At 66.6% G+C, this 20571-nt stretch carries 17 protein-coding genes; 3 read left to right on the forward strand and 14 right to left on the reverse strand.

Features of this window, described 5'->3' with window-relative positions; all coding sequences use genetic code 11:
• Positions 1-100: 100 nt before the first annotated feature.
• From NFW30_RS16010 to yegQ, 9 genes are all read right to left on the reverse strand, one after another.
• Entirely contained in the window at positions 101-1387 is a 1287-nt protein-coding gene (locus NFW30_RS16010) for an alpha/beta fold hydrolase (RefSeq protein WP_295357756.1), read from the reverse strand.
• A gap of 351 nt (positions 1388-1738) precedes the next feature.
• Positions 1739-1915, reverse strand: a complete 177-nt coding sequence (locus NFW30_RS16015) for a hypothetical protein (protein ID WP_295357753.1) — start codon at positions 1913-1915, stop codon at positions 1739-1741.
• A 96-nt stretch (positions 1916-2011) separates the two neighbouring features.
• The gene (locus NFW30_RS16020; protein ID WP_295357751.1) at positions 2012-2773 is read right to left on the reverse strand and encodes an ABC transporter permease; all 762 of its coding nucleotides are present in this window, start codon (positions 2771-2773) and stop codon (positions 2012-2014) included.
• Positions 2770-3696, reverse strand: coding sequence for an ABC transporter ATP-binding protein (locus NFW30_RS16025; protein WP_295357748.1), 927 nt, complete (start codon positions 3694-3696; stop codon positions 2770-2772). Before NFW30_RS16025 ends, NFW30_RS16020 begins: the two co-directional genes overlap by 4 nt.
• A 69-nt stretch (positions 3697-3765) precedes the next feature.
• The gene (chrA, locus tag NFW30_RS16030) at positions 3766-4971 is read right to left on the reverse strand and encodes a chromate efflux transporter (RefSeq protein ID WP_295357745.1); all 1206 of its coding nucleotides are present in this window, start codon (positions 4969-4971) and stop codon (positions 3766-3768) included.
• A gap of 438 nt (positions 4972-5409) precedes the next feature.
• A complete protein-coding gene (locus NFW30_RS16035; protein WP_295357742.1) occupies positions 5410-5799 on the reverse strand; it encodes a hemerythrin family protein in 390 nt (129 codons plus the stop codon).
• A 31-nt stretch (positions 5800-5830) separates the two neighbouring features.
• Complete coding sequence (petA, locus tag NFW30_RS16040) at positions 5831-6376, reverse strand: ubiquinol-cytochrome c reductase iron-sulfur subunit (protein WP_295357739.1); 546 nt, start codon at positions 6374-6376, stop codon at positions 5831-5833.
• Positions 6373-7491 carry a hypothetical protein gene (locus NFW30_RS16045; RefSeq protein WP_295357737.1) on the reverse strand — a complete coding sequence of 373 codons (1119 nt, stop codon included), beginning with the start codon at positions 7489-7491 and terminating at the stop codon, positions 6373-6375. The genes petA and NFW30_RS16045 overlap by 4 nt, the downstream gene beginning before the upstream one ends.
• Before the next feature lie 169 nt (positions 7492-7660).
• Complete coding sequence (gene yegQ, locus NFW30_RS16050) at positions 7661-8974, reverse strand: tRNA 5-hydroxyuridine modification protein YegQ (protein ID WP_295357734.1); 1314 nt, start codon at positions 8972-8974, stop codon at positions 7661-7663.
• Positions 8975-9066: 92 nt separating this feature from the next.
• Between yegQ and rng the strand changes: the two genes are divergently transcribed.
• Both rng and NFW30_RS16060 read left to right on the forward strand, forming a co-directional pair.
• Positions 9067-10521 carry a ribonuclease G gene (rng, locus tag NFW30_RS16055; RefSeq protein ID WP_295357730.1) on the forward strand — a complete coding sequence of 485 codons (1455 nt, stop codon included), beginning with the start codon at positions 9067-9069 and terminating at the stop codon, positions 10519-10521.
• A 98-nt stretch (positions 10522-10619) separates the two neighbouring features.
• Positions 10620-11267, forward strand: coding sequence for a hypothetical protein (locus NFW30_RS16060; protein WP_295357727.1), 648 nt, complete (start codon positions 10620-10622; stop codon positions 11265-11267).
• Between the two features lie 113 nt (positions 11268-11380).
• Here the strand turns inward: NFW30_RS16060 and NFW30_RS16065 are convergent, their stop codons facing one another.
• The 3 genes from NFW30_RS16065 to NFW30_RS16075 form a co-directional block, all read right to left on the reverse strand.
• Positions 11381-13474, reverse strand: a complete 2094-nt coding sequence (locus tag NFW30_RS16065; RefSeq protein ID WP_295357724.1) for a protein kinase — start codon at positions 13472-13474, stop codon at positions 11381-11383.
• Positions 13467-14339 (reverse strand): DUF3365 domain-containing protein, encoded by an 873-nt coding sequence (locus NFW30_RS16070; protein WP_295357721.1) that lies wholly within the window; start codon positions 14337-14339, stop codon positions 13467-13469. Before NFW30_RS16070 ends, NFW30_RS16065 begins: the two co-directional genes overlap by 8 nt.
• Positions 14340-14589: 250 nt before the next feature.
• Positions 14590-14802 carry a hypothetical protein gene (locus NFW30_RS16075; RefSeq protein WP_295357718.1) on the reverse strand — a complete coding sequence of 71 codons (213 nt, stop codon included), beginning with the start codon at positions 14800-14802 and terminating at the stop codon, positions 14590-14592.
• A 168-nt stretch (positions 14803-14970) separates the two neighbouring features.
• Between NFW30_RS16075 and NFW30_RS16080 the strand changes: the two genes are divergently transcribed.
• Positions 14971-17136: an exonuclease domain-containing protein gene (locus tag NFW30_RS16080; protein WP_295357714.1), complete on the forward strand. Its 2166-nt coding sequence runs from the start codon at positions 14971-14973 to the stop codon at positions 17134-17136.
• Between the two features lie 31 nt (positions 17137-17167).
• On the opposite strand, the gene glmS is transcribed toward NFW30_RS16080, so the two are convergent.
• Entirely contained in the window at positions 17168-18997 is a 1830-nt protein-coding gene (gene glmS / locus NFW30_RS16085) for a glutamine--fructose-6-phosphate transaminase (isomerizing) (protein WP_295357711.1), read from the reverse strand.
• A gap of 7 nt (positions 18998-19004) precedes the next feature.
• Positions 19005-20363 carry a bifunctional UDP-N-acetylglucosamine diphosphorylase/glucosamine-1-phosphate N-acetyltransferase GlmU gene (glmU, locus tag NFW30_RS16090; RefSeq protein WP_295357708.1) on the reverse strand — a complete coding sequence of 453 codons (1359 nt, stop codon included), beginning with the start codon at positions 20361-20363 and terminating at the stop codon, positions 19005-19007.
• Positions 20364-20571: the final 208 nt, after the last annotated feature.

A 20571-nucleotide genomic window follows, 5' to 3' on the forward strand; every position in this document is an offset into this window, starting at 1 on the left:
ATGCCTTGCGACTCGGCCGCTCCGGCCGGCTGATCGTGGCGTTGCGCGGCATGCTGCACGCAACCCGCACTGCGCTCGCCCATCCACCCGAAAGGCGCCGTCATTCGCGCATCGGCGCCTTGTTCCGCGGCTTGGGCGTGACCACGTCCTGCACGACGTTCCTGCCACTGGCAGCGGCCCGTTCCGGTTTCTCCAGAGCGGCAACCCATTCTCCGATCTGGCGATAGACGCGAACATCGGTCAGCAGTTCCATGTGGCCAAGCCTGCCCAGCGTCGCCGTCTGCACGTCGCTTGCATCCGCCGGGGCGGTAGCGCTGCCGAGCGTGACCAGTCCGTCGCCCAGCAAGCGGCCAAAACGCTGTTCGACGTCTTCGGCCAGGCTGCCGCCGAGAAAGCGATAGGCGATGTGAGCGGCTGCCGGATGCGCCCGCGCAGCGCCTGGGCCATGTCGCAGATCCTGGATGCCCTGGCTGCGCGCAGTGGCGATGCGGGCGATCGGTTGCGTCACCGTCGATACCTGCAGGGCTGAGGTGATCAGGTGGCCCAGGCGCTCGAGGGGCGAGCCGAGCTGTGGTGCGCCGAGGCAGATCAGCATGCGGGTGGCCAGCGGCCAGCGCATGCCAGCGGCTGCGGCCTGCTGGCAGGCCGCCATCGCCACCAGGCCGCCCATGCTGTGGCCGATGATGACCAGTTCGCTGTCCCCTTTCGGCGACGTGTTGATTAGTTGCTCGAGCAGGGCAGCCAGTTCGCCGCCGTTGCGGCTGATCGGCAAGCCGCTGTTGTAGCGCAGGTAGAGCGGGGTGTAGCCCAGGTCGGCCCGCAGTTGCTGCCCGAAATCGACTGTCTTCGTGACGTCCGAGTCTCCCGGGGGTGGTTGCCACGACGATTCGTCGCAGGCAAGGCCGTGCACGAAGACGCACAGGCGCCGGCCGAGGGCCGGAAACGAAGGGCTGCCGGGCGCGAGGGCGAGACCCTCGTGGTGCAGAGTCATGACGATCGCCAGGCGGTTCTCGGTGGCGGCGAGATGATCGCCAAAGATCCCGTTCAGGGCAGCATCCATGCGCGTGGCGAGTCGACGCGGCGCTTCGCCGGACGGCTGCCGCTGCACTCGCCGTTCCTCGAGAATGGCAGCGGCGTCAAACACGACTCCGCTGCCGTCGTGGATCGCCTGGTAAACGCCGGCGAGGATCTTGTCGTGCGCGATCTGTACGAGCTTCGTCGGGCCAGCGAGGAAGGGAACGCGCCGCAGGACAGAGAACGGCTTGCTGGCGATTTCCTGATGCATCTCCCGTACGCGCGCCGTGGTCTGCTGCACCGCGATCTTGGCCGCCTGGCTGCGGCCCGCACGCGGCTGCTGGCTGGCGGCCCTGGTCTTTACCGGTGGCATGGTACGGTGTCCTTGACGTCGAGTTGCAAAGCTGTCGCAGTATAGGGCAGAGCCGCCGCTCGTGGCGACGGCCGCTGGCACCTTCTGATACGACGGCAACTGGATGCGGGAGACTGGAAGTCGGCCTGTTCAGTGCCGAGCCGAGTGCTACCTTGCGCCCTCCGGCGGAAATGGAGCGAGCGCGCCATTCCGTCGCGATACGGCGAAAGGTGAGCGCGTGCGTGCCACCGGCGAAAGAACTCCCACCGGTCGGGCCTTGCTCGTCGCTGCCTCACCCCGGAACGAGCGTGCCCTCAATCGACAACGCTCGGCGGACCATCGAAGCCCGGGCGAGCAGACACCAGCGCTTCCTCAGCGGCCCTCGGCGGCACGGCAGGCGCTCGCCTTTCGCCGCCAGCATGCCGGCTTCTGCAAGGCGGCGACATCGAGTCCGCGCGCGCCATAGACCTGCTGCGCCAGCGCCCAGCGGGCACGCTCGTTGCGGGTCACGCCAGCAACCTGCTCGAACCATTTCTGGATGGTATTCACGCTCTCTTCCTCCTTTGTCGTGATGAATGGATCACAACCAGCGACAGCGGGACGAAGAATAGCGCAAGACTGTACATTTGTACAGCTTCTTTTCGACTAGCTCCTGAGGCGATATCCGGTCCTGAAGATCCAGGAAACGATGGCGAGGAAGATCGCCAGGAAGGCAAGTGTCATCGCCAGGCTGACGGCAACACTGACGTCGGCGACGCCATGGAAACTCCAGCGAAAGCCGCTAACGAGGTAGACGACCGGGTTGAACAGGCTGACCGTCTGCCAGATGGGCGGCAGCATGCTGATCGAGTAGAAACTGCCGCCGAGGAAGGTCAGTGGCGTGATGACCAGCATCGGCACGAGCTGCAGCTTCTCGAAGTTGTCAGCCCAGATGCCGATGATGAAGCCCAGCAGGCTGAAGCTCAGTGCCGTCAGCAGCAGGAAGAGCAGCATCCAGAGCGGATGCTCGATGCGCAGCGGCACGAACAGCGCGGCCGTGGCAAGGATGATCAGGCCGAGGATGATCGACTTCGTAGCTGCTGCGCCGACATAGCTGGCGGCGATCTCGAGATAGGAGAGTGGCGCCGAGAGCAGCTCGTAGATCGTTCCCGTGAAGCGCGGAAAGAAGATGCCGAAGGAAGCGTTGGCAACGCTCTGCGTCAGAACCGACAGCATGATCAGGCCGGGAACGATGAAGGCGCCGTAGCTGACACCGTCGATCTCGTCGATGCGCGAGCCGATGGCGGCGCCGAAGACGACGAAGTAGAGCGAGGTCGATATCACCGGCGAGACGATGCTCTGCAGCAGCGTGCGGCGGGTCCGCGCCATCTCGAAGAGGTAGATCGCCCGCATCGCCGGCAGGTTCATCGTTCGTCCTTCACCAGATCGACGAAGATCTCCTCGAGCGAACTCTGCGTCGTCTGCAGGTCGCGGAAGGCGATGCCGGCCGCACTCAGGTCCTCGAGCAGCGCGAGGATGCCGCCACCCTCCCCCTGCGTATCGTAGGTATAGGTGATCTCGCTGCCATCGTGCGACCGCTCGAGCCGATGCGCGGCCAGCGCTGGCGGAATTGCCGGCAGCGGCTGCTGCAGTTGCAGCGTCAGCCGCTTCCTGCCGAGCTGGCGCATCAGTTCGGCCTTCTCCTCGACGAGGATCAGTTCGCCCTTGCTGATGACGCCGATGCGGTCCGCCATCTCCTCGGCCTCGTCGATGTAATGCGTGGTGAGGATGATGGTAACGCCGCTGGCCTGCAGCGTGCGCACCAGTTGCCACATGTCTCGCCGCAGGTTGACGTCGACGCCGGCGGTCGGTTCGTCGAGGAAGAGGACCTGCGGTTCGTGCGACAGCGCCTTGGCGATCAGCAGGCGGCGCTTCATGCCGCCGGAGAGGGTGCGGATGCGGCTTTCCCTGCGCTCCCACAGCGAGAGATCGCGCAGCAGCTTCTCGAGGTACTGCGGGCTCTCGCGCCTGCCGAACAGCCCGCGGCTGAACGACACCGTCGCCCAGACCGATTCGAAGGCATCGGTGGTGAGTTCCTGCGGCACCAGCCCGATCAACGAGCGGGCCGCACGGTAGCCGGCAACGATGTCGTGACCGCCCACCCGCACGCTCCCGGAAGTCGCCTGGACGATGCCGCAGATGATGCTGATCAACGTCGTCTTGCCAGCGCCGTTGGGGCCGAGCAGGGCGAAAATCTCTCCCTGGTGGATGTCCAGACTGACGCTCTTCAGCGCCTGGAAGCCCGAGGCGTAGGTCTTGCACAATCCGGATACGGCAATGATGGTCTGCATGGGTGCGGCGATGGCAGATCCGGGCCGCCGCCGAGCTCCTTGCTGGTCATTCCGGGTCATTTTGCCCCCTCACGCAAGCGTGCCCAGCAGCCAGCCGGCAACACCGCCGCCGAGCACCACCAGCCACGGCGGCAGCTTCCAGACCATCAGCGCAACCAGCGCCACGAGCGCCAGGCCGAAATGCTGCGGCGCGTCGATCGCGCTCGTCCACACCGGCTGATAGAGCGCTGCCAGCAGCAGTCCGACCACCGCTGCATTGACGCCCGACAGCGCCGCCTGCGTGCGGCCGTTGCGACGCAGACGCTCCCAGAACGGCAGCGCACCGACGACCAGCAGGAACGATGGCGCGAAGATCGCCAGCAGGCAGATGAAGCCGCCCAGCCAGCCGGAAGGCGCCTGGTTCATTGTCGCGCCGAGGAACGCCGCAAAGGTGAACAGGGGTCCCGGAACGGCCTGCGCGGCCCCGTACCCGGCGAGAAACGCGTCATTGCTCACCCAGCCGGAAGGCACGACCTCGGCCTGCAGCAGCGGCAGGACGACGTGCCCGCCACCAAAGACCAGCGACCCGGAGAGGTAGAAGGCATTCACCATCGCCAGCGTCTGGTTCGGGAACAGCGTGCTCAACAACGGCAGGCCGAACAGCAGGACGAAGAACAGCACCAGCCAGAACAGGGCCACGCCATGCCGCACGGCGATCGGCAGCGGCTCGTGCGGAGCCCCCGCCCCGGGCGTGAAGAGCAGCAGGCCAGCGACCGCCGCCGCGCCGATCACTCCGACCTGCCCCCAGGCGGACGGTACCAGCAGCACGAGGCAGGTCGCCGCCGCCATGATCGTGACGCGCGGCACGTCCGGACAGAGCGTGCGGGCCATCCCCCAGACGGCCTGCGCGACGACCGCCACCGCCACCACCTTGAGACCGTGCAGCGCACCGGATGGAAGCGCATCGCGGTAACTGGTGATGCCCAGCGCAAACAGGATCAAGAGTATGGCCGACGGCAGCGTGAAACCCAGCCAGGCGGCCACGGCACCGGCATGGCCGGCGCGCGAGAGGCCGAGCGCGATGCCGACCTGGCTGCTCGCCGGCCCCGGCAGAAACTGGCAGAGCGCGACCAGATCCGCATAGCTGCGCTCGCTCAGCCACTGCCGTCGCGTGACGAACTCATCGTGGAAGTAGCCCAGGTGTGCAATCGGTCCGCCGAAGGAGCTCAGTCCCAGTCGGAGAAAAATCAGCAAGACAGTCCACGGGCTGCGGTCAGTTCTGGTGACGTCGGTCATCGTGGCGTCCTGGTCGGCAACGGTGTCGGACGATGATAGTCGAATTTCGCTCGCCCAACGCGACGAGACGGCACGCCAGTCATGCAACCGGCGCCGACCCGCCTGCCGCCGCTGCCGAGGTCCGGGTCGAATGTGCGCCCGGGCTTCGTCCTGGCAACCAGCCGGGTGCTGCGGTACGCGCTGTGTTCCCGCCGCTGCCGCCGTACCGCTGTCGCCCCCTGGGGCGCGGAACGGCCGCGCACCGCCCGTCAGTCTTTCCGGCACTCTGGCACGCCCCTTCGCGCAACGAGCTCCGCGGACATCCCGTCTCCTTCCGGTGATGGTCGATTCCCTTTCTGCGGCGAAGGTCGCGAAGACCGAACATCCTTTGGCGACGGGCTCGGGCAACCGGTAGCGGCGGTTCGGGTCATCAGCAGTCGTCCGGTAGCGCCGGCACGATCAGATCCGTGGCGCACCGGCATAGCACGCATCCCGCGTCTCGATGTGGCGGACGAGGAAGGCCAGGAGCTTGCCGGCGTGTCCCGGCAGCAGTGCCGTACCACCGACCCGGTGGGTGTCGCGCATCGCCACGAGCTCGTCCAGCATCTCGGCATGGTCGGCGACATGGTCGTCGAAGCCCTCATGACTGTCGAGCCGCATCAACAGCTCCTCGGAAAGGAAATGCGCCTTGCTGAAGTCGAGCAGCCGCTCGAGGATGAGGTCGATCTCCTCGTTGGCGGCGCGCGCATCGACCGCGTCACAGAGGGCGGCGATCAGCTCCAGCTGGATGCGGTGCTCGCCATCCATCATGGCGTTGCGGGCTGGCGTGGTCGGCAAGTGGTCGGGCACGGGGTTCTCCAGTGAAGGTCTCGGGGTAGGGCTAGGCTTCGCCAACCACGAGCTGATTCTCGCCCTGCAGGCGATGGACCGGAATCACGAGGTTGGCGGTCGCCGGTCCGCCGCGGTAGACGCGACCGGCGAGGTCGAACCTCGAGCTGTGGCATGGGCACAGAAAGTCCGTGCCATGGCCGGCGACACGGCGCAATTGTGGCGTACAAGCCTGGTGCGTGCATTGGCCGATGGCAACCAGGACGTCCGGTCGTAGCGACCGATGACGGTTGCGACAGTTCTCGGGCTGCAACGAATGCTCGGAGCCGGAATCGAGCAGCAGCGTCTCGTCCCTCGCCAGTGCCGCCACCTCGTCGGCAGTGCGCCTGAGAATCCACAGCGTCCGTCCCTGCCAGTCGAGCACGCGCAGCTTGCCTGGCAGCAGGTCGGAGAAGTCGGCACGGAGCGGCCAGCCCGCCGGCGGCCGCGGTCGTTCGGACAGGTAGCGACCGATGCCAAGACCGGCGCCGAGGACACAGATGCCCGCCACCACCTGCAGGCGACGGCGCTGCGGACCGCACGACGAGTCCTGGCTCATGGGACTGATGGCGGATCGCCGAGCGCCGGCGCGACGGGCGCCAGCCAGGGCAGGAGGGCAGCGGCGGCTTCGTCGGCGCCCGTCGGCCGGGGAGGCCTTGGCTGCGGCAGCCGCCACAGCTCGCCAAGGGGCGCCTGCAGGCGCCCCGCGCGGAGTTCAGCCTCGCCGATCTCGGCGCAGGTGGCATGCGTGTGCAGCCATTCGATCAGGTAGTCCTGCTCCGGCCATTCCTGCCGCCGCACGTAGAGCAGCGGCGTCCCGTTGCACGCCGCTTCGGCGAAGGTGCCATACCCGGGTTTGGCGATGACGGCATCGACCGAGCGCAGGAGATCGATCATCGGCAGTTCGAGCGACTCGAAGTCGGTCGTGTTGGCCTGTCGCAGCCGCCAACCCTGCGGCACCAGCCAGCGGATGCCGCTCGCCCTTGGCCATTGCGCGACCGGCAATTGCGTGTCGATGCCGCCAAAAGCGATCAGCACCAGCCGCTCCCCGGGGTGACTGGCGAGTTGGCGGCTCAGCGCCTGCCGGCGGTCGACGCCGAGGGCCGCCACCGGGCCGATGCTTCGCCGCCGCGCAAGGTCCGTCATCGGCATTCCGGGAGTCAGGCGCAGGAAGAATTCGGCGCTGTCGTAGGCGGCCAGCATCTGCTGGTGAATCCGTGGCGCCCAGTCGGCGGCCGAGAAGAAATGGGCGAACAGTTCGGCCCAGTTGAGTGAGCACAGTGCCACCGACGGGATGCCGGCCCGGGCGGCGCCCGCCAACGGCAGATAGGCGACATCGCTGAGCACCAGGGTCGGCTGCAGGCCGGCGAGGAAGCGCGCTTCCTGGGTTACCAGTCGGTCCCAATCGGCGTGCTGCCGACGGTAGGCCTGCGCCGTTGCCGCCAGGTCGACGCGCATGGCGTCGAGCATCACGTAGCCGAAATCGCTGCGCGCTGCGAGATGGTCGAAGGTGCAACACAGGCGCTCACGCAGCTTCGCCAGCGGCAACCCGCTGCGGACGGTCAGCCGCAGGTCTGGCGCGCGCTTGGTCAGAGCGTTGATCACCGGTGCCGCCTGCGCCAGATGACCGAAGCCGTGCGCCGAGATGTCGACGAAGAGGTGCGGTTGATTCATGCTTCGGCCCGCCTCAACGGCTTTCGGTCAAGCGGCTGCGCAGCCGATCCTGTTTCCTGTCCACTCGCCCACTCCCCACTTCACCCACCAACTGCGGCATCCGCGGCGTCCGCTGGCCCGCACGCGGCATCATGTCTTGTCAAGATCGCTGCCCGGATTCTGCACCCAGTCACAGAAGACGCGCCAGCAAGGCACCCGGCAGATCGGACGGCCAGGGAATCCAGACGCGATGCCCATTGCCGGGCGCCACGCCGATCTCGGCTCCCGCCAGGTCATGCATGCACTGCAGGGTCAGCCTCCGGTTACCCGAGGGATGGATGACCTCGAGGTGATCGCCCACCGAGAAGCGGTTCCTCACCTCGATCAACGCGCGCTGCGCGACAGGATCCCAGGTCAACAGGTCGCCAACGTAGAGACTGCGCCCGGACTCCGAATGCCCACGCAGGTAGTTCTGCATGTCGTGCGCACGATGCCGTTGCAGGAAACCGGCTGTATAGCCGCGATTGGCAAGACCGTCGAGTTCGCCGAGCAGGGCGGGGTCGAATGGCCTGCCGGCGGCAGCATCGTCGATGGCGCGACGATAGACCTGCGTGCTGCGCGCCACATAATAGGGAGACTTGGTGCGCCCCTCGATCTTCAGCGAGTCGACACCGATCTCCAGCAGCCGCCCGACGTACTCGACAGCCCGCAAGTCCTTCGAGTTCATGATGTAGGTACCGTGTTCGTCCTCCTCGATCGGCATCAACTCGCCGGGACGCTCCCTCTCTTCCAGCAACCAGGCCGCAGTGCGGTCCCGCACGACCTGGCCGGGCCGGGCCTGCAGATCGCCCGTGGCATCGCGCCCGGCGGCGTGCAGGCGGTACTGCCAGCGGCACGAGTTGGTGCAGGTGCCCTGATTCGGGTCACGGTGGTTGAAATAGCCGGAGAGCAGGCAGCGCCCTGAATAGGCGACGCAGAGGGCGCCATGCACGAAGACCTCGAGTTCGACATCGGGACATTGCTGCCGGATCTCCTCGATCTCCTGCAGCGAGAGTTCGCGCGACAGGATGATGCGCGCGATGCCCAGCCTCTGCCAGAAGCGCACGGCAGCGAAGTTGAGCGTGTTGGCCTGGACCGAGAGGTGCACCGGCATCTCGGGCCAGCTTTCGCGAACCAGGTCGATCAGCCCGGGGTCGGCCATGATCAGCGCGTCCGGCCGTATGGCGATGACCGGCTGCATGTCCGCCAGGTAGGTCCGCAGCTTGGCATTGTGCGGCAGGATGTTGCTGACGACGTAGAGCTTGCGGCGCGCGGCATGCACCTCGGCCACACCCTGCGCGAGCGCCTGCAGATCACCGAAGTCGTTGTTGCGCACCCGCAGGCTGTAGCGCGGCTGGCCCGCGTACACCGCATCGGCTCCGTAGGCCAGCGCCGTGCGCAGCATCGCCAGCGAGCCGGCAGGAGCAAGCAGCTCGGGTGATCCGGTGGCATGGGGAAGAGGCATTCGGCGGGGCGATCGGACAGGGTAGAATGCGGCCAGCCGAAATCTTACTCCCGTTACCGCAGTTCCCACTCCCTTTGCGTGGAACAACCGTCATGTCAGAAGAGATCCTGATCAACTTCACACCACAGGAAACGCGCGTTGCCGTCACGCTGCAGGGTGTGGTCCAGGAACTGCACATCGAGCGGAGCGCCAGTCGTGGCTTCGTCGGCAACGTCTACCTGGGGCGGATCGTCCGCATCCTGCCCGGCATGCAGTCTGCCTTCATCGACATCGGCCTTGGCCGGACCGCCTTTCTCCATGTTGCGGACATCCGGGAGCCACGCAGCGGCGACGAGCCGCTGCGACCGATCGAGCGACTGCTCAGCGAAGGCCAGAGCATTCTCGTGCAGGTGATCAAGGATCCGATGGGCAGCAAGGGAGCGCGGCTGTCGACACAGGTGTCGCTCGCCGGACGGATGTTGGTCTATCTGCCGCAGGACAGGCACATCGGCATCTCACAGCGGATCGAGCGCGAGGCCGACCGCGAAGCGCTGCGCGAGAAGCTGGGCCGACTGGTGCCCGGCGACGAGCCGGGCGGCTTCATCGTCCGCACGATGGCCGAGAGCGCGAGCGAGGCCGAACTGGCGAAGGACATCGAATACCTGCGCAAGCTGTGGCGCGACATCCGGGCGCAGTCGACGACGGCGGCACCACCGGCGTTGCTCTATCAGGAGCTGTCGTTGTCGCAACGTGTATTGCGCGACTTCGTCAACCCCGAGACGGCGCGCATCGTCATCGATTCGCGCGAGAACTTCCAGCGCCTGACCGCCTTTGCCGCCGAGTACACGCCGACGGTGGCGCCCTTGCTCGAGCACTACGTCGGTGAGCGACCACTGTTCGATCTGCACGGGGTCGAGGACGAGATCCAGAGGGCACTGGCACGGCGGGTCGACCTGAAGTCCGGCGGCTACCTGATCATCGACCAGACCGAGGCGATGACCACCATCGACGTCAATACCGGTGGTTTCGTCGGCGTCCGCAACTTCGACGACACCATCTTCAAGACCAACCTCGAGGCCGCGCAGACGATCGCCCGCCAGTTGCGCCTGCGCAACCTGGGCGGCATCATCATCATCGACTTCATCGACATGGAGAATGACGAGCATCGTACGGCGGTTCTCAGCGAGTTCAACAAGGCACTCGCGCGCGACCACACCCGCCTGACGGTGAACGGTTTCACCGCCCTGGGGCTGGTCGAAATGACGCGCAAGCGCACCCGCGAGTCGCTAGCGCACGTCCTCTGCGAGGAATGCCCGACCTGCGGCGGGCGCGGTGAAGTCAGGACGGCGCGCACGGTCTGCTACGAGATCCTCCGTGAACTGCTGCGCGAGGCGCGCCAGTTCAACGCCCGCGAGTATCGCGTCCTCGGCAGCCAGGCGGTGATCGACCGTTTCCTCGACGAGGAATCGCAGGGGCTGGCGATGCTCTCCGACTTCATCGGCAAGCCGATTTCGCTGCAGGCCGAACCAAGCTACTCGCAGGAGCAATACGACATCGTCCTGATGTGAGCCGCCCCCTTCGGTCCGCAGCGCCACTTGTTGTGCCGTGACCGGGGATGTTGGGGCTATCATGACGGCTGGCACGACAGACAACGAGAGGAGAGCCGATGCGTGCGACCCTGAACGACCGGGTGATGTCGTGGGCAGCGGCCCTGGTCACCCTCACGCTCTTCGGCTGCGCGACGACCCAGATGAAAAGCGAGTGGCGTGACCCGAAGGCTGCCGGTGCGGTACTCAAGGGCCAGCAGGTGCTGGTGGTCTGCCAGAGCCGTGACCCTTCGCTGCGCCGCATCTGCGAGGACCAGTGGGCGATGCGACTGCAGCGGGCGGGAGCGGCCGGTATCCAGAGCTACGCCATACCGCACTTCCCGGCCGATGGCATGGCCGGCAGCGAGGAGATCAGGTCAGCCGCCGAACACGTCGGAGCCCCGATCGTGGCCAGCGTGCAACTGGCGCTGGATGACCTGGCAGTGGTCAACCCGGCGCCGCAGGTGGGCATCGGTATGGCTGGCGGCAGCAGCGGCTACCGCACCGGTGGTTTCAGCGCCGGCGGTCTTGGCCTGTCCTTTCCGCTCGGGTGGCCGACCGCGGCACAGGGGATGGTCTGCAGCGCAGCGATGGTGGATGCCGCCAGCGGTGCCGTCTTCTGGTCGGGCAGTGCCACCGCGCCGCCCTCGGGAGCGCAGGCTGGGCAGGTCGCGGAACTGACACAGCTCATGATCGACTCCTTGTTGCGTGCCGGACTGCTGCACTAGTTCGTTCCGCCCGGTCAGGCACGGAAGACCGCACGGCGTCGCGCCCGACGGCACCGCTGCTCCTCGCCACGGCAGTGGTTTCGTGACTGTTCTCAGGGGGACGGCGCAGGCGATCAGCCCTGCCCGGTGCCGACCTCCCTGAGGAAGTGCGCACGCTGCTCGGCGCTGTCGATCTGGCTGGCCAGCGCCCGGCACAACGAATCCACGTCGGCCGCACTGGCGGCTTCACGGCGCAACAGAATCTTCGCCAGAGGGCCGATATGGCGTGCCAGTATCCGGCCGATGCGCTCGCAGTCGGCCTCGGCGAGACCACTCCCGACTGCACTGCCGGCGGTCGCGGCAGGCAGCGACGCGGCCGCAGCCGCCGACGACGGCGAGTCGGGACGATGACTGTCCGCTTTCGCGCCCGCTGCTGGCTGCTGCAACCGGTGCGTGAGCGCGGCGAGAAATGCCGAGCGGGCCGGCGGGTCGGAGATCATTTCCGCCAGAAGGCGGTGCAGATCCTGGCGCCCGCCGGCACGCGGCAGCGTCTTGCGCACCAGGATGCGGGCCATCGGTCCGATGTACGCCGTCAATACCCGTTCGGCCTCCTCGATGACGGCCGGCGTCAGATCACTCGCCGTCGTTGCGGCGGCGTTGGCGGTGATCGGCTGTGAGGCGAGCGCGGCCGGTGTGCCGACGTAGAGGTAGAGATCATGAACCCGGTCCTGCGGGTCGCGCCGCTGGCCGAGTGCGGTGAAACAGGTCGCCGCGCGGCGGCGCAACTGCGCAATCAGATCGACGTAGGCGGCGCTGACCAGCACCTGACCGGGCTCGGCGAAACGCATGACGCGGAACGCGCTGGCAACGCCATCGCCGAGCAGGCGAGAGCGGCCCCCAGGATCGGGCTGGACGCGTACCGGCCCGAGGTTGATGCCGATGTACAGGCCCAGCCCGCGTTCGCTCGCTGCCGCGCTGAGCCGGCTGGCGGTGCGCAGGGCATCCTCGGGGTCGCCGACGTAGCAGACTGCACAACCCTCGCGGGTGTTCGCTGCCAGGCGGCTGTTCGCCGGCACACCGGCGACGGCCTGGCTGACCAGCATCGCCAGGAGTTGGCGGTGCTCCTTGTGCGCCGCCTCGGCGGCGGCCCCGGCTGGCGTCGGCGCAGCGCACACGTCGCTGAAGAGCACCGCGCCGATGAAGCTGCAACCTTCAGTGAAGGAACTGCCGGGTGTCGGCAGCACGGCTGGCGAGCAGGCCGCTTCGGCCACGGGTTGTCCGGCGGGCGGCAGGCAGGCGCGGCGGAAATCCGCCACCCGTCGCGGGCGCAGGTTCTCGTCGGGCGTCAGCGCCCAATCGATGGCCCGCAGCATCGCCTTGCCGTAGACGTCGGCCCGCCCGATCGCCGCCGCAGCGGGCATCGGATCCTCGCGCAGCCGCGCCAGGCTCTCGGTCGGCAGGTGACCCGTGACCAGCCAGTACATCACCCCGGCCAGCGAGTAGAGGTCGCTCCACGGACCCTGCTTGCCGTCGGGCAGGTACTGCTCGGCCGGTGCGAAACCGGGCGTCACGACCGCGGTCAGCAGCTGCTGCTGTCCCTGCGTGCCAAGGCGGCGGGCCGAGCCGAAGTCGAGCAGGACCGGTGAGCCGTCGACGCGCATGTAGATGTTGCGCGGCTTGATGTCGCGATGCAGGAAGCCGGCGTTGTGGATCGTTTCGAGCCCGTCGAGCAAGGGCCGCACGATGCGGTGCAGAGTGGCGGCATCGACTGGCTCGCGACTGGCCAGCCATCTGTCGAGCGGTTCTCCGCTTTCGTATTCCATGACCATGTAGGCCGTGTCGTTCGCGGTGAAGTAGCGCAGTACGCGCACGATCCCGGGATGGTGAAAGCTGGCGAGCGCCCGACATTCCTGCAGGAAACGATCGAGACCCCAGGCGAAGGAGCTGGCCCCGGCAGTCGAGTGCGGACGCACCGACAGGCCAGGCCCACGTCCGGCAGTGTCACGCGGCAGATACTCCTTGATCGCCACCGGGCAGTCGAGATGCGTATCGTGCGCCAGATAGGTGATGCCGAAGCCGCCGCTGCCGAGAACACGATCGATCCGGTACTCGTGCATGGCGGAGCCGGCCGGCAGTGCCAGCAGGTCGCTGTCGGCCGGCGATGAGCGAGGCTGCTGCCCCTGGCCGGCACCGTCGTTGCTCGCGCCGGGCCCCGCCCGCTCAGCCATCGATCATCTGCATCGCCTTCTCGAGACTGCGACGCATCCGGTTGAACGAGCTGGCCAGAACGGCAACCTCGTCGCCGCCCCTCTCGGGAAACTCCGGTTGTTCGAAATCGCCGGTGCTGACCTTGTCGGCAGCAGCCGACAGGCGCGTCACCGGTCCTATGATCAGCCAGGAGAGAAGCAGGTTGAGGACGATGAAGACGACCGCGAACACCGCCGCCAGGGAAACCATGAACGTGCGGAAAGCCTGTGCAGCGTTCTCCAGTGGCACGGACATCGGGACCGAAACGACCTGCGCCCCGACCACCTCATCGAGCTTCCAGCCGAAGCCATTGGCCGGGCCGTAGATGCGGATCATCGACGGCGGCGCGACATCGGGTGTGCTGTGGCACTGCAGGCAGGCAGGCGATTCGATGCGGATCGGATGGGCGACGTAGAGCAGCCGGCCGGTCGGCGTGTCGCGCTCACCACTGATCTCCTTCTGATCGGCACGGTTGCGGAAGCTGTGGATCAGGTCGGCTTCCCAGTCGGCGGGCCGGTCGCGCAGGTTCGTCGGATTGAGCGTCGCTTCCTTGTAGGCATAGTTGGCGTACTTCCGTCGCAGATGCTGCAGCGCCTCGGTGGCGGCAAAAGCCGGCACCGTCTGCGGCAGGAAGACCTTGTCCATCTGCCCGACGAGGTGCGGCCGCACCTGGTCGACCGTATAGGCACGCACGGCCAACGCCGCTTCCATCAGCAGGCGCGCCTCGCCAAGCACCTGCTCGCGCGCGTGCCGGTCGAGCAGAGTCCGGGAAACATAGCCGGTGACGAAGAAGCCGGCAAGGAAGACGGCGAGCAACACGAGATTGAATTTCAGTCGCAGACCCATGGAGAGACCTCCCAGTCAGGAGTGAAACGGCGGTAGCTGCGAAACGGCTGCGTGACTACCGCGCGAACCGGCTTCCCTTGCCTCGCGTCACCGGAATCTCGCCGGCAACGTCGCGAGTATCCGGGCCTTGTCGCCACGAGTCAATCGGCTGCCTCGCCCAGCAGCAGCGCATGCTGACCGCGGGTTGCGAAGCTGCTCCGGCCCGCCTCGGGTCAGACCCTGTGACGGCCGGGCACGACAAGGGCAAGGGCTACTTCTTCTCGACGGGCGCTTGCCCGTCCGGTTTTTCGCCCGGCTTCGGCGCATCACCGAGCACGGTCTTCAGCGGGCAGATTGAGAAGGCCGGGCATCTCTTGCAGCCGGCAACGATGGCAATCGGGCACACGGTCATGATATCTCCCGGCAGTCGTCGAAAGACTTCAGGATACAGCTCTTTGCCACACAGGTGCAGGCAGGCGCCCACGAATCGGCTGTCGCGCCGGTGCGCACCACCCCGGCGGCCGGAGTTCGCGTTCGTCGGCCAGAGACTGGGCACCGTGGTGGACGTTAGCCGGTAGAATTGGCGTGTCCGATGGCGCACGCCGCGAGGCCTCCACGACCATTGCCCCGCAACCTTGCCGAGCACCGAACAATGAACGCGCGCCTTCGTCTGGTCATCTCGGTCATCATCCTCTTCCTGCTGGTGACCGGCCCCTTCCTGATCACGGCAGCACTGGTCTGGGCAGATGCCCAGGCGGAAGAGCGCGCGGCGCTCGTCCGCCTGCTCGCGCCGCACCTGTCGCTGGGCACGATGATGACTGCCTTCGGCTTCTTCGTCGGTCTACTGGTCATACGCTATCTCTTTCGGGAATATGTCCAGGGTCTGCTGAAGATGACCGAGAACCTGCGCCTGATGCTGGCGGCGAACCGCAACTTCCGCGTCACACCGGAAGGACCGCCGGAGGTTCGCCTGCTGGCGGTGGCGACGAACGATCTCGCGCAGCAGCGTGACGGCCTGATGGACGATGTCGCGGCACAGATTGCCGCCGCCAAATCGTCGGTAGAGGAGGAAAAGAACCGGCTCGCGGCGCTGATGTCGGAACTGGCCCAGGCGGTCGTGGTGTGCAACCGCGAGGGACGGATCCTGCTCTACAACAGCCGCGCGCGACTGCAGTTCCGTGCACTCGCGCTCGGTACCACGGCAGTCGCCGGTGGCGCACTGATCGGGCTCGGCCGCTCGATCTTCTCGATCCTCGAACGCAGTCAGATCGACCACGCCCTAGACGTCGTCCGCCAGAGGTTGCGCAAGGGCGCGGCGACGGCAATCGCCACCTTCATCACGGCGACACGCGGCGGGCAACTCCTGCGCGTGCAACTGGTACCCGTCCTGGCGACCGATGACGCGCCGCACCAGCGCGAGATGACCGGCTACGTGCTGACGGTCGAGAACATCACCCGCAGCCTGGAACAGGAGTCCCGCCGCGATCAGGTCCTGCAGTCGCTGACCGACGGCACCCGCGGCAGCCTGGCCAACATCCGCGTCGCAGTGGGCAACCTGCTCGACTACCCCGACATCGAACCGGAGATTCGTGACCGCTTCATGGGCATCATCAGCGACGAGGTCGTCCGCATGAGCCAGCGTCTCGACCGGACGATGAGCGAGTTCGCCGATTCATTGAAGACACGCTGGCCGCTGGAAGAGGTCCAGGGACTCGATCTGGTCGTTGCCGCACAGCGTCGCATCGAGCAGGAGCTGCAACTTGCAACCGGCAACGAGGAGATCGATGAGGCGGTCTGGCTGCGCGCCGAGAGCTTCTCGCTCGTTTTCTCGATCTGCTTCCTGGCTGCGAGACTGGTCCATCAGCATCGCATCCCTGAACTGCGCTTCCGACTGCTGCCTTTCGGCAGGCTGGCCTACCTGGACATGATCTGGGCCGACCATGCCATCTCGCTGGAGACGTTCGCGAGCTGGGAAAACGAGACCATGCACCTCGGGACGGAGAGCTCGCCGCTGTCGCTGCGCGACGTGATCGACCGCCACGGGGGGGAAATCTGGTACGAACGCGAAAAGGCCAGCGCACGCTGCTTCTTCCGCTTCGTGCTGCCGGTTGCCCTGCCCGACAGCCTGCAGCCGCAAGCGGCCGGCGACGAGCCGGGCGTACGCCCGGAATACTACGATTTCGACCTCTTTCATTTCCGCGACCAGAGCATCGATCTCGACCGGCCGCTCGGCGACCTGGCCTACACCGTCTTCGACACCGAGACCACTGGACTCGAACCGGCTGCCGGCGACGAGATCATCCAGATCGGCGCGGTGCGCATCGTCAATGGCCGCCTGCTGCGGCACGAGAACTTCGATCAGCTCGTCGACCCGCAACGCCTCCTGCGGCCCGAGGGCGTCCGCATTCACGGCATCACCGACGACATGGTGCGCGGCCAGCCGCAGATCGACGTCGTGCTGCCCGCCTTCCATGATTTCTGCAACGAGACCGTTCTCGTTGCCCACAACGCCGCCTTCGACATGCGCTTCCTGCAGTTGAAGGAGGATTCGACAGGCGTGGTGTTCAGGCAGCCGGTCCTCGACACGCTGCTGCTTTCCGGCGTGCTGCACGCCAATCAGGACTCGCACCAGCTCGATCACATCGCCGAGCGACTCGGCGTAGTGATCGCCGGGCGGCACAACGCGCTCGGCGACGCGTGTGCAACGGCCGAGGTCTTCCTCAGGATGCTGCCGCTGCTGGCGCAGATGGGAATCGTCACCCTGCGGCAGGCGCTCGATGCGTCGGAGAAGAGCTACTTCGCGCGCGTCAAGTACTGAGGCGGGTCGCCGCCACGGCGACCCCGCAGACTCATTCGACGGTCACCGACTTCGCCAGGTTGCGCGGTTTGTCCACATCCGTGCCGCGCACCAGCGCGACATGATAGGCGAGCAACTGCAGCGGCACGACATGCAGCAGCGCCGACAGGGCACCGTAATGCTCCGGCAGGTGCAGCACGTGAATCCCGTCCGATTCCTTCATCTCGCTGTCGGCATCGGCAAAGACCCAGAGTTCGCCACCGCGCGCCCGCACTTCCTGCAGGTTCGACTTCAGCTTCTCCAGCAGGGCGTCGTTGGGCGCCACGGCAATCACCGGCATCTCCCGGTCGACCAGCGCCAGCGGACCATGCTTCAGTTCACCGGCCGGATAGGCCTCGGCATGGATGTACGAGATCTCCTTCAGCTTGAGCGCGCCCTCCATGGCGATCGGATAATGCCGACCACGGCCGAGAAACAGGGCATGCTGCTTCATAGAGAAACACTCGGCCCACTCGCGGATCTGCGGCTCCAGCTCGAGGATCATGCTGACCGCCATCGGCAGGTGTCGCATGGCCAGCAGTTCGCCAGCCTCCCGCTCGGCGTCGAGCCGGTCGCGGACCTTGGCAAGCACCAGCGTCAGCAGATAAAGAGCGGCGAGTTGGGTGGTGAAGGCCTTGGTCGACGCCACGCCGATCTCGGGACCGGCACGGGTGATGAACCGCAGGCTGTTTTCGCGCACCAGCGACGACTCGGGAACATTGCAGATGCACAGGGTGCGGTGCATGCCGAGAGACCTGGCGTAGTGCAGTGCCGCCAGAGTGTCGGCGGTCTCACCCGATTGGGAAATGGTGACAACCAGGGTCTGCGGATCGGCGACCGAGTCGCGATAGCGGTACTCGCTCGCCACTTCCACCGAGCAGGCGACACCGGCAATCGACTCGAGCCAGTAGCGCGCCACGAGACCGGCATGGTAACTGGTACCGCAGGCGATGATCAGTACCTGCCGCACGCCGCGCAGAAGCTCCTCACTCTCGGCGCCGAAGATGCCCGGCTGGATGCTGCGCGCGGCGCCGATCATTTCAAGGGTGTTCGCCAGAGCCACCGGCTGCTCGAAGATCTCCTTCTGCATGTAGTGACGGTAGTTGCCCAGTTCGATCGCATCGGCCGACAACTGCGATTCACTTTCCGGCCGCTCCACGGGTGTACCGTCGACGCGGGCAATGCGGTAGCCGTCGCGGGTCAGTTCGGCACAGTCGCCGTTCTCGAGGTACACCATCCGGCGCGTGACCTGTACCAGCGCCGAAGCATCGGAGGCGGCGTAGAGCCCGTCGCCACTCAGACCGAGAAGGAGTGGCGCGCCTTCACGCGCGACAACCAGCCGGCTCGGATCCGCTTCACGGACGACGGCGATCGCGTAGGCACCCTGCAGTTGCGCAACCGCCCGCCGAACGGCAGCGAGAAGGTCGCTCTCTGTCTTCAACTCATGGGCAATCAGGTGGGCGACGACCTCGGTGTCGGTGTCGGAAGTGAAGACATAGGCGAGATCCCTGAGGCGACCGCGCAGCGACTCGTGGTTCTCGATGATCCCGTTATGGACGACGGCCAGCCCGCCGGAGATGTGCGGATGGGCATTTCGTTCGCACGGCACGCCGTGCGTCGCCCAGCGCGTGTGTGCGATGCCGGTGTTGCCCGCAGCGTGCGTCTCATCGACCTGCGCCGTCAGTTCGGCAACCCGGCCGACGGCGCGCAGCCGATGCAGGCCGCTGTCGTCGATCAGGGCGAGACCCGCCGAGTCGTAGCCGCGGTATTCGAGCTTGCGCAGGCCCTCGAGCAGGACGGGAACGATATTGCGGTCGGCGACCGCGGCTACGATGCCACACATGGTCAGTTCACTTCCTGATTTTCTGCGGCCGTTTCCAGCCCGATATGGAGGTTTGCCGGGCACGCGAAATGGTCAGCGTGTCTGCCGGGGCATCGCGGGTCAGCGTCGTTCCGGCGCCGAGGGTGGCGCCGCGACCAACGGTCACCGGCGCCACCAACTGCGTGTCGGAACCGATGAAAGCGTCGTCCTCGATCACCGTCTGGAACTTGTTGGCGCCGTCGTAGTTGCAGGTGATGGTTCCGGCCCCGATGTTGACGCGACTGCCGACGACCGCATCACCGACGTAGGCGAGATGGTTGGCCTTCGACTGGGCAGCGAAGCGGCTGTTCTTCAGCTCGACGAAATTGCCGACATGCACCCCCGGACCGAGTTCGGTCCCGGGGCGCAGGCGGGCGAACGGCCCGATCACCCCATCCGGACCGACGACTGCGTCCTCGATGTGGCTGAATGCGGCGAGGCGCGCGCCGGAGCCGATGTGCGCGTTTTTCAGCACACAGGAGGGCCCGACTTCGACGGCCTCGTCCAGTACCACCCTGCCCTCGAAGACGCAGTTGATGTCGATGGACACGTCGCGGCCACACAGCAGCTCGCCGCGCACGTCGATCCGGGCCGGGTCTGCCAGGCGGACACCCTGCTCGAGCAACTGGTCGGCGATGCGGCGTTGCGCGACGCGTTCGAGCTCGGCCAGTTGCACCTTGCTGTTGACCCCGAGCACTTCCGATTTCGACTGCGGCTGGGCGGTGCGCACCGGCAGATCGTCGGCAACCGCCATGCCGACGATGTCGGTCAGGTAGTACTCCTGCTGCGCATTGTCGTTCGACAAGCGGCCCAGCCATTCGGCGAGGCGCGCTGTCGGCAGGGCCATGATGCCGGTATTGATCTCGTGGATCGAGCGCTCCTCGGGCGAGGCGTCCTTCTGTTCGACGATGCGCGCGACGTCGCCGGCAGCGTTGCGGACGATCCGGCCGTAACCGGCCGGGTCGGCCAGTTCGACGGTGAGCACTGCCAGCGAGTCCCGTGCCGCATGCAACAGCCGCTGCAGCGTCTCCACCCGGGTCAGCGGCACGTCGCCATAGAGCACCAGCGTCGTTCCGGCAGCCGCCAGGTGCGGCAAGGCCTGCATCAGCGCGTGCCCGGTCCCCAATTGTGGCTCCTGCAGCACCCAGACCAGATCAGGCGCCGTGATGGCGGCGCGCACTGCCTCGCCACCATGCCCATATACGATGCAGATTCGCTGTGGCTCAAGACCGCGTGCGGTGTCGATGACATGCGAGACGAGCGCCTTGCCGGCCAGCGGATGCAGGACCTTCGGCAGATTGGAGTGCATGCGCTTGCCCTGGCCGGCGGCGAGAATGACGATGTTCATTGCTGAAACCTGATCAGACGCTACGATTGGTCCTTGTTGCGCATGCCGGCGGTCCGGCCGGCGGCAGCGGCTTGCTGATGGAGAGGACCCGGCAGCGCCTGCTACGGGAGTCCACACCAGCGATCACGCTGCTGCAACGCATTGTTCCAGATCCGGTGGCGAGCCGGGGACAAAAATGTCACGCTCGGTCACGGGAGACAGAGGAGCA

It is taken from the genome of Accumulibacter sp. (genome assembly GCF_023806635.1).
GTDB lineage: Bacteria > Pseudomonadota > Gammaproteobacteria > Burkholderiales > Rhodocyclaceae > Accumulibacter.

Coding starts and splice junctions, on each gene's coding strand:
- chrA (WP_295357745.1), bottom strand. CDS start 4,971: ATGACCGACGTCACCAGAACTGACCGCAGCCCGTGGACTGTCTTGCTG.
- NFW30_RS16010 (WP_295357756.1), bottom strand. CDS start 1,387: ATGCCACCGGTAAAGACCAGGGCCGCCAGCCAGCAGCCGCGTGCGGGC.
- petA (WP_295357739.1), bottom strand. CDS start 6,376: ATGAGCCAGGACTCGTCGTGCGGTCCGCAGCGCCGTCGCCTGCAGGTG.
- NFW30_RS16065 (WP_295357724.1), bottom strand. CDS start 13,474: ATGGCTGAGCGGGCGGGGCCCGGCGCGAGCAACGACGGTGCCGGCCAG.
- glmU (WP_295357708.1), bottom strand. CDS start 20,363: ATGAACATCGTCATTCTCGCCGCCGGCCAGGGCAAGCGCATGCACTCC.
- NFW30_RS16025 (WP_295357748.1), bottom strand. CDS start 3,696: ATGCAGACCATCATTGCCGTATCCGGATTGTGCAAGACCTACGCCTCG.
- NFW30_RS16020 (WP_295357751.1), bottom strand. CDS start 2,773: ATGAACCTGCCGGCGATGCGGGCGATCTACCTCTTCGAGATGGCGCGG.
- NFW30_RS16045 (WP_295357737.1), bottom strand. CDS start 7,491: ATGAATCAACCGCACCTCTTCGTCGACATCTCGGCGCACGGCTTCGGT.
- glmS (WP_295357711.1), bottom strand. CDS start 18,997: ATGTGTGGCATCGTAGCCGCGGTCGCCGACCGCAATATCGTTCCCGTC.
- NFW30_RS16070 (WP_295357721.1), bottom strand. CDS start 14,339: ATGGGTCTGCGACTGAAATTCAATCTCGTGTTGCTCGCCGTCTTCCTT.
- rng (WP_295357730.1), top strand. CDS start 9,067: ATGTCAGAAGAGATCCTGATCAACTTCACACCACAGGAAACGCGCGTT.
- yegQ (WP_295357734.1), bottom strand. CDS start 8,974: ATGCCTCTTCCCCATGCCACCGGATCACCCGAGCTGCTTGCTCCTGCC.
- NFW30_RS16060 (WP_295357727.1), top strand. CDS start 10,620: ATGCGTGCGACCCTGAACGACCGGGTGATGTCGTGGGCAGCGGCCCTG.
- NFW30_RS16080 (WP_295357714.1), top strand. CDS start 14,971: ATGAACGCGCGCCTTCGTCTGGTCATCTCGGTCATCATCCTCTTCCTG.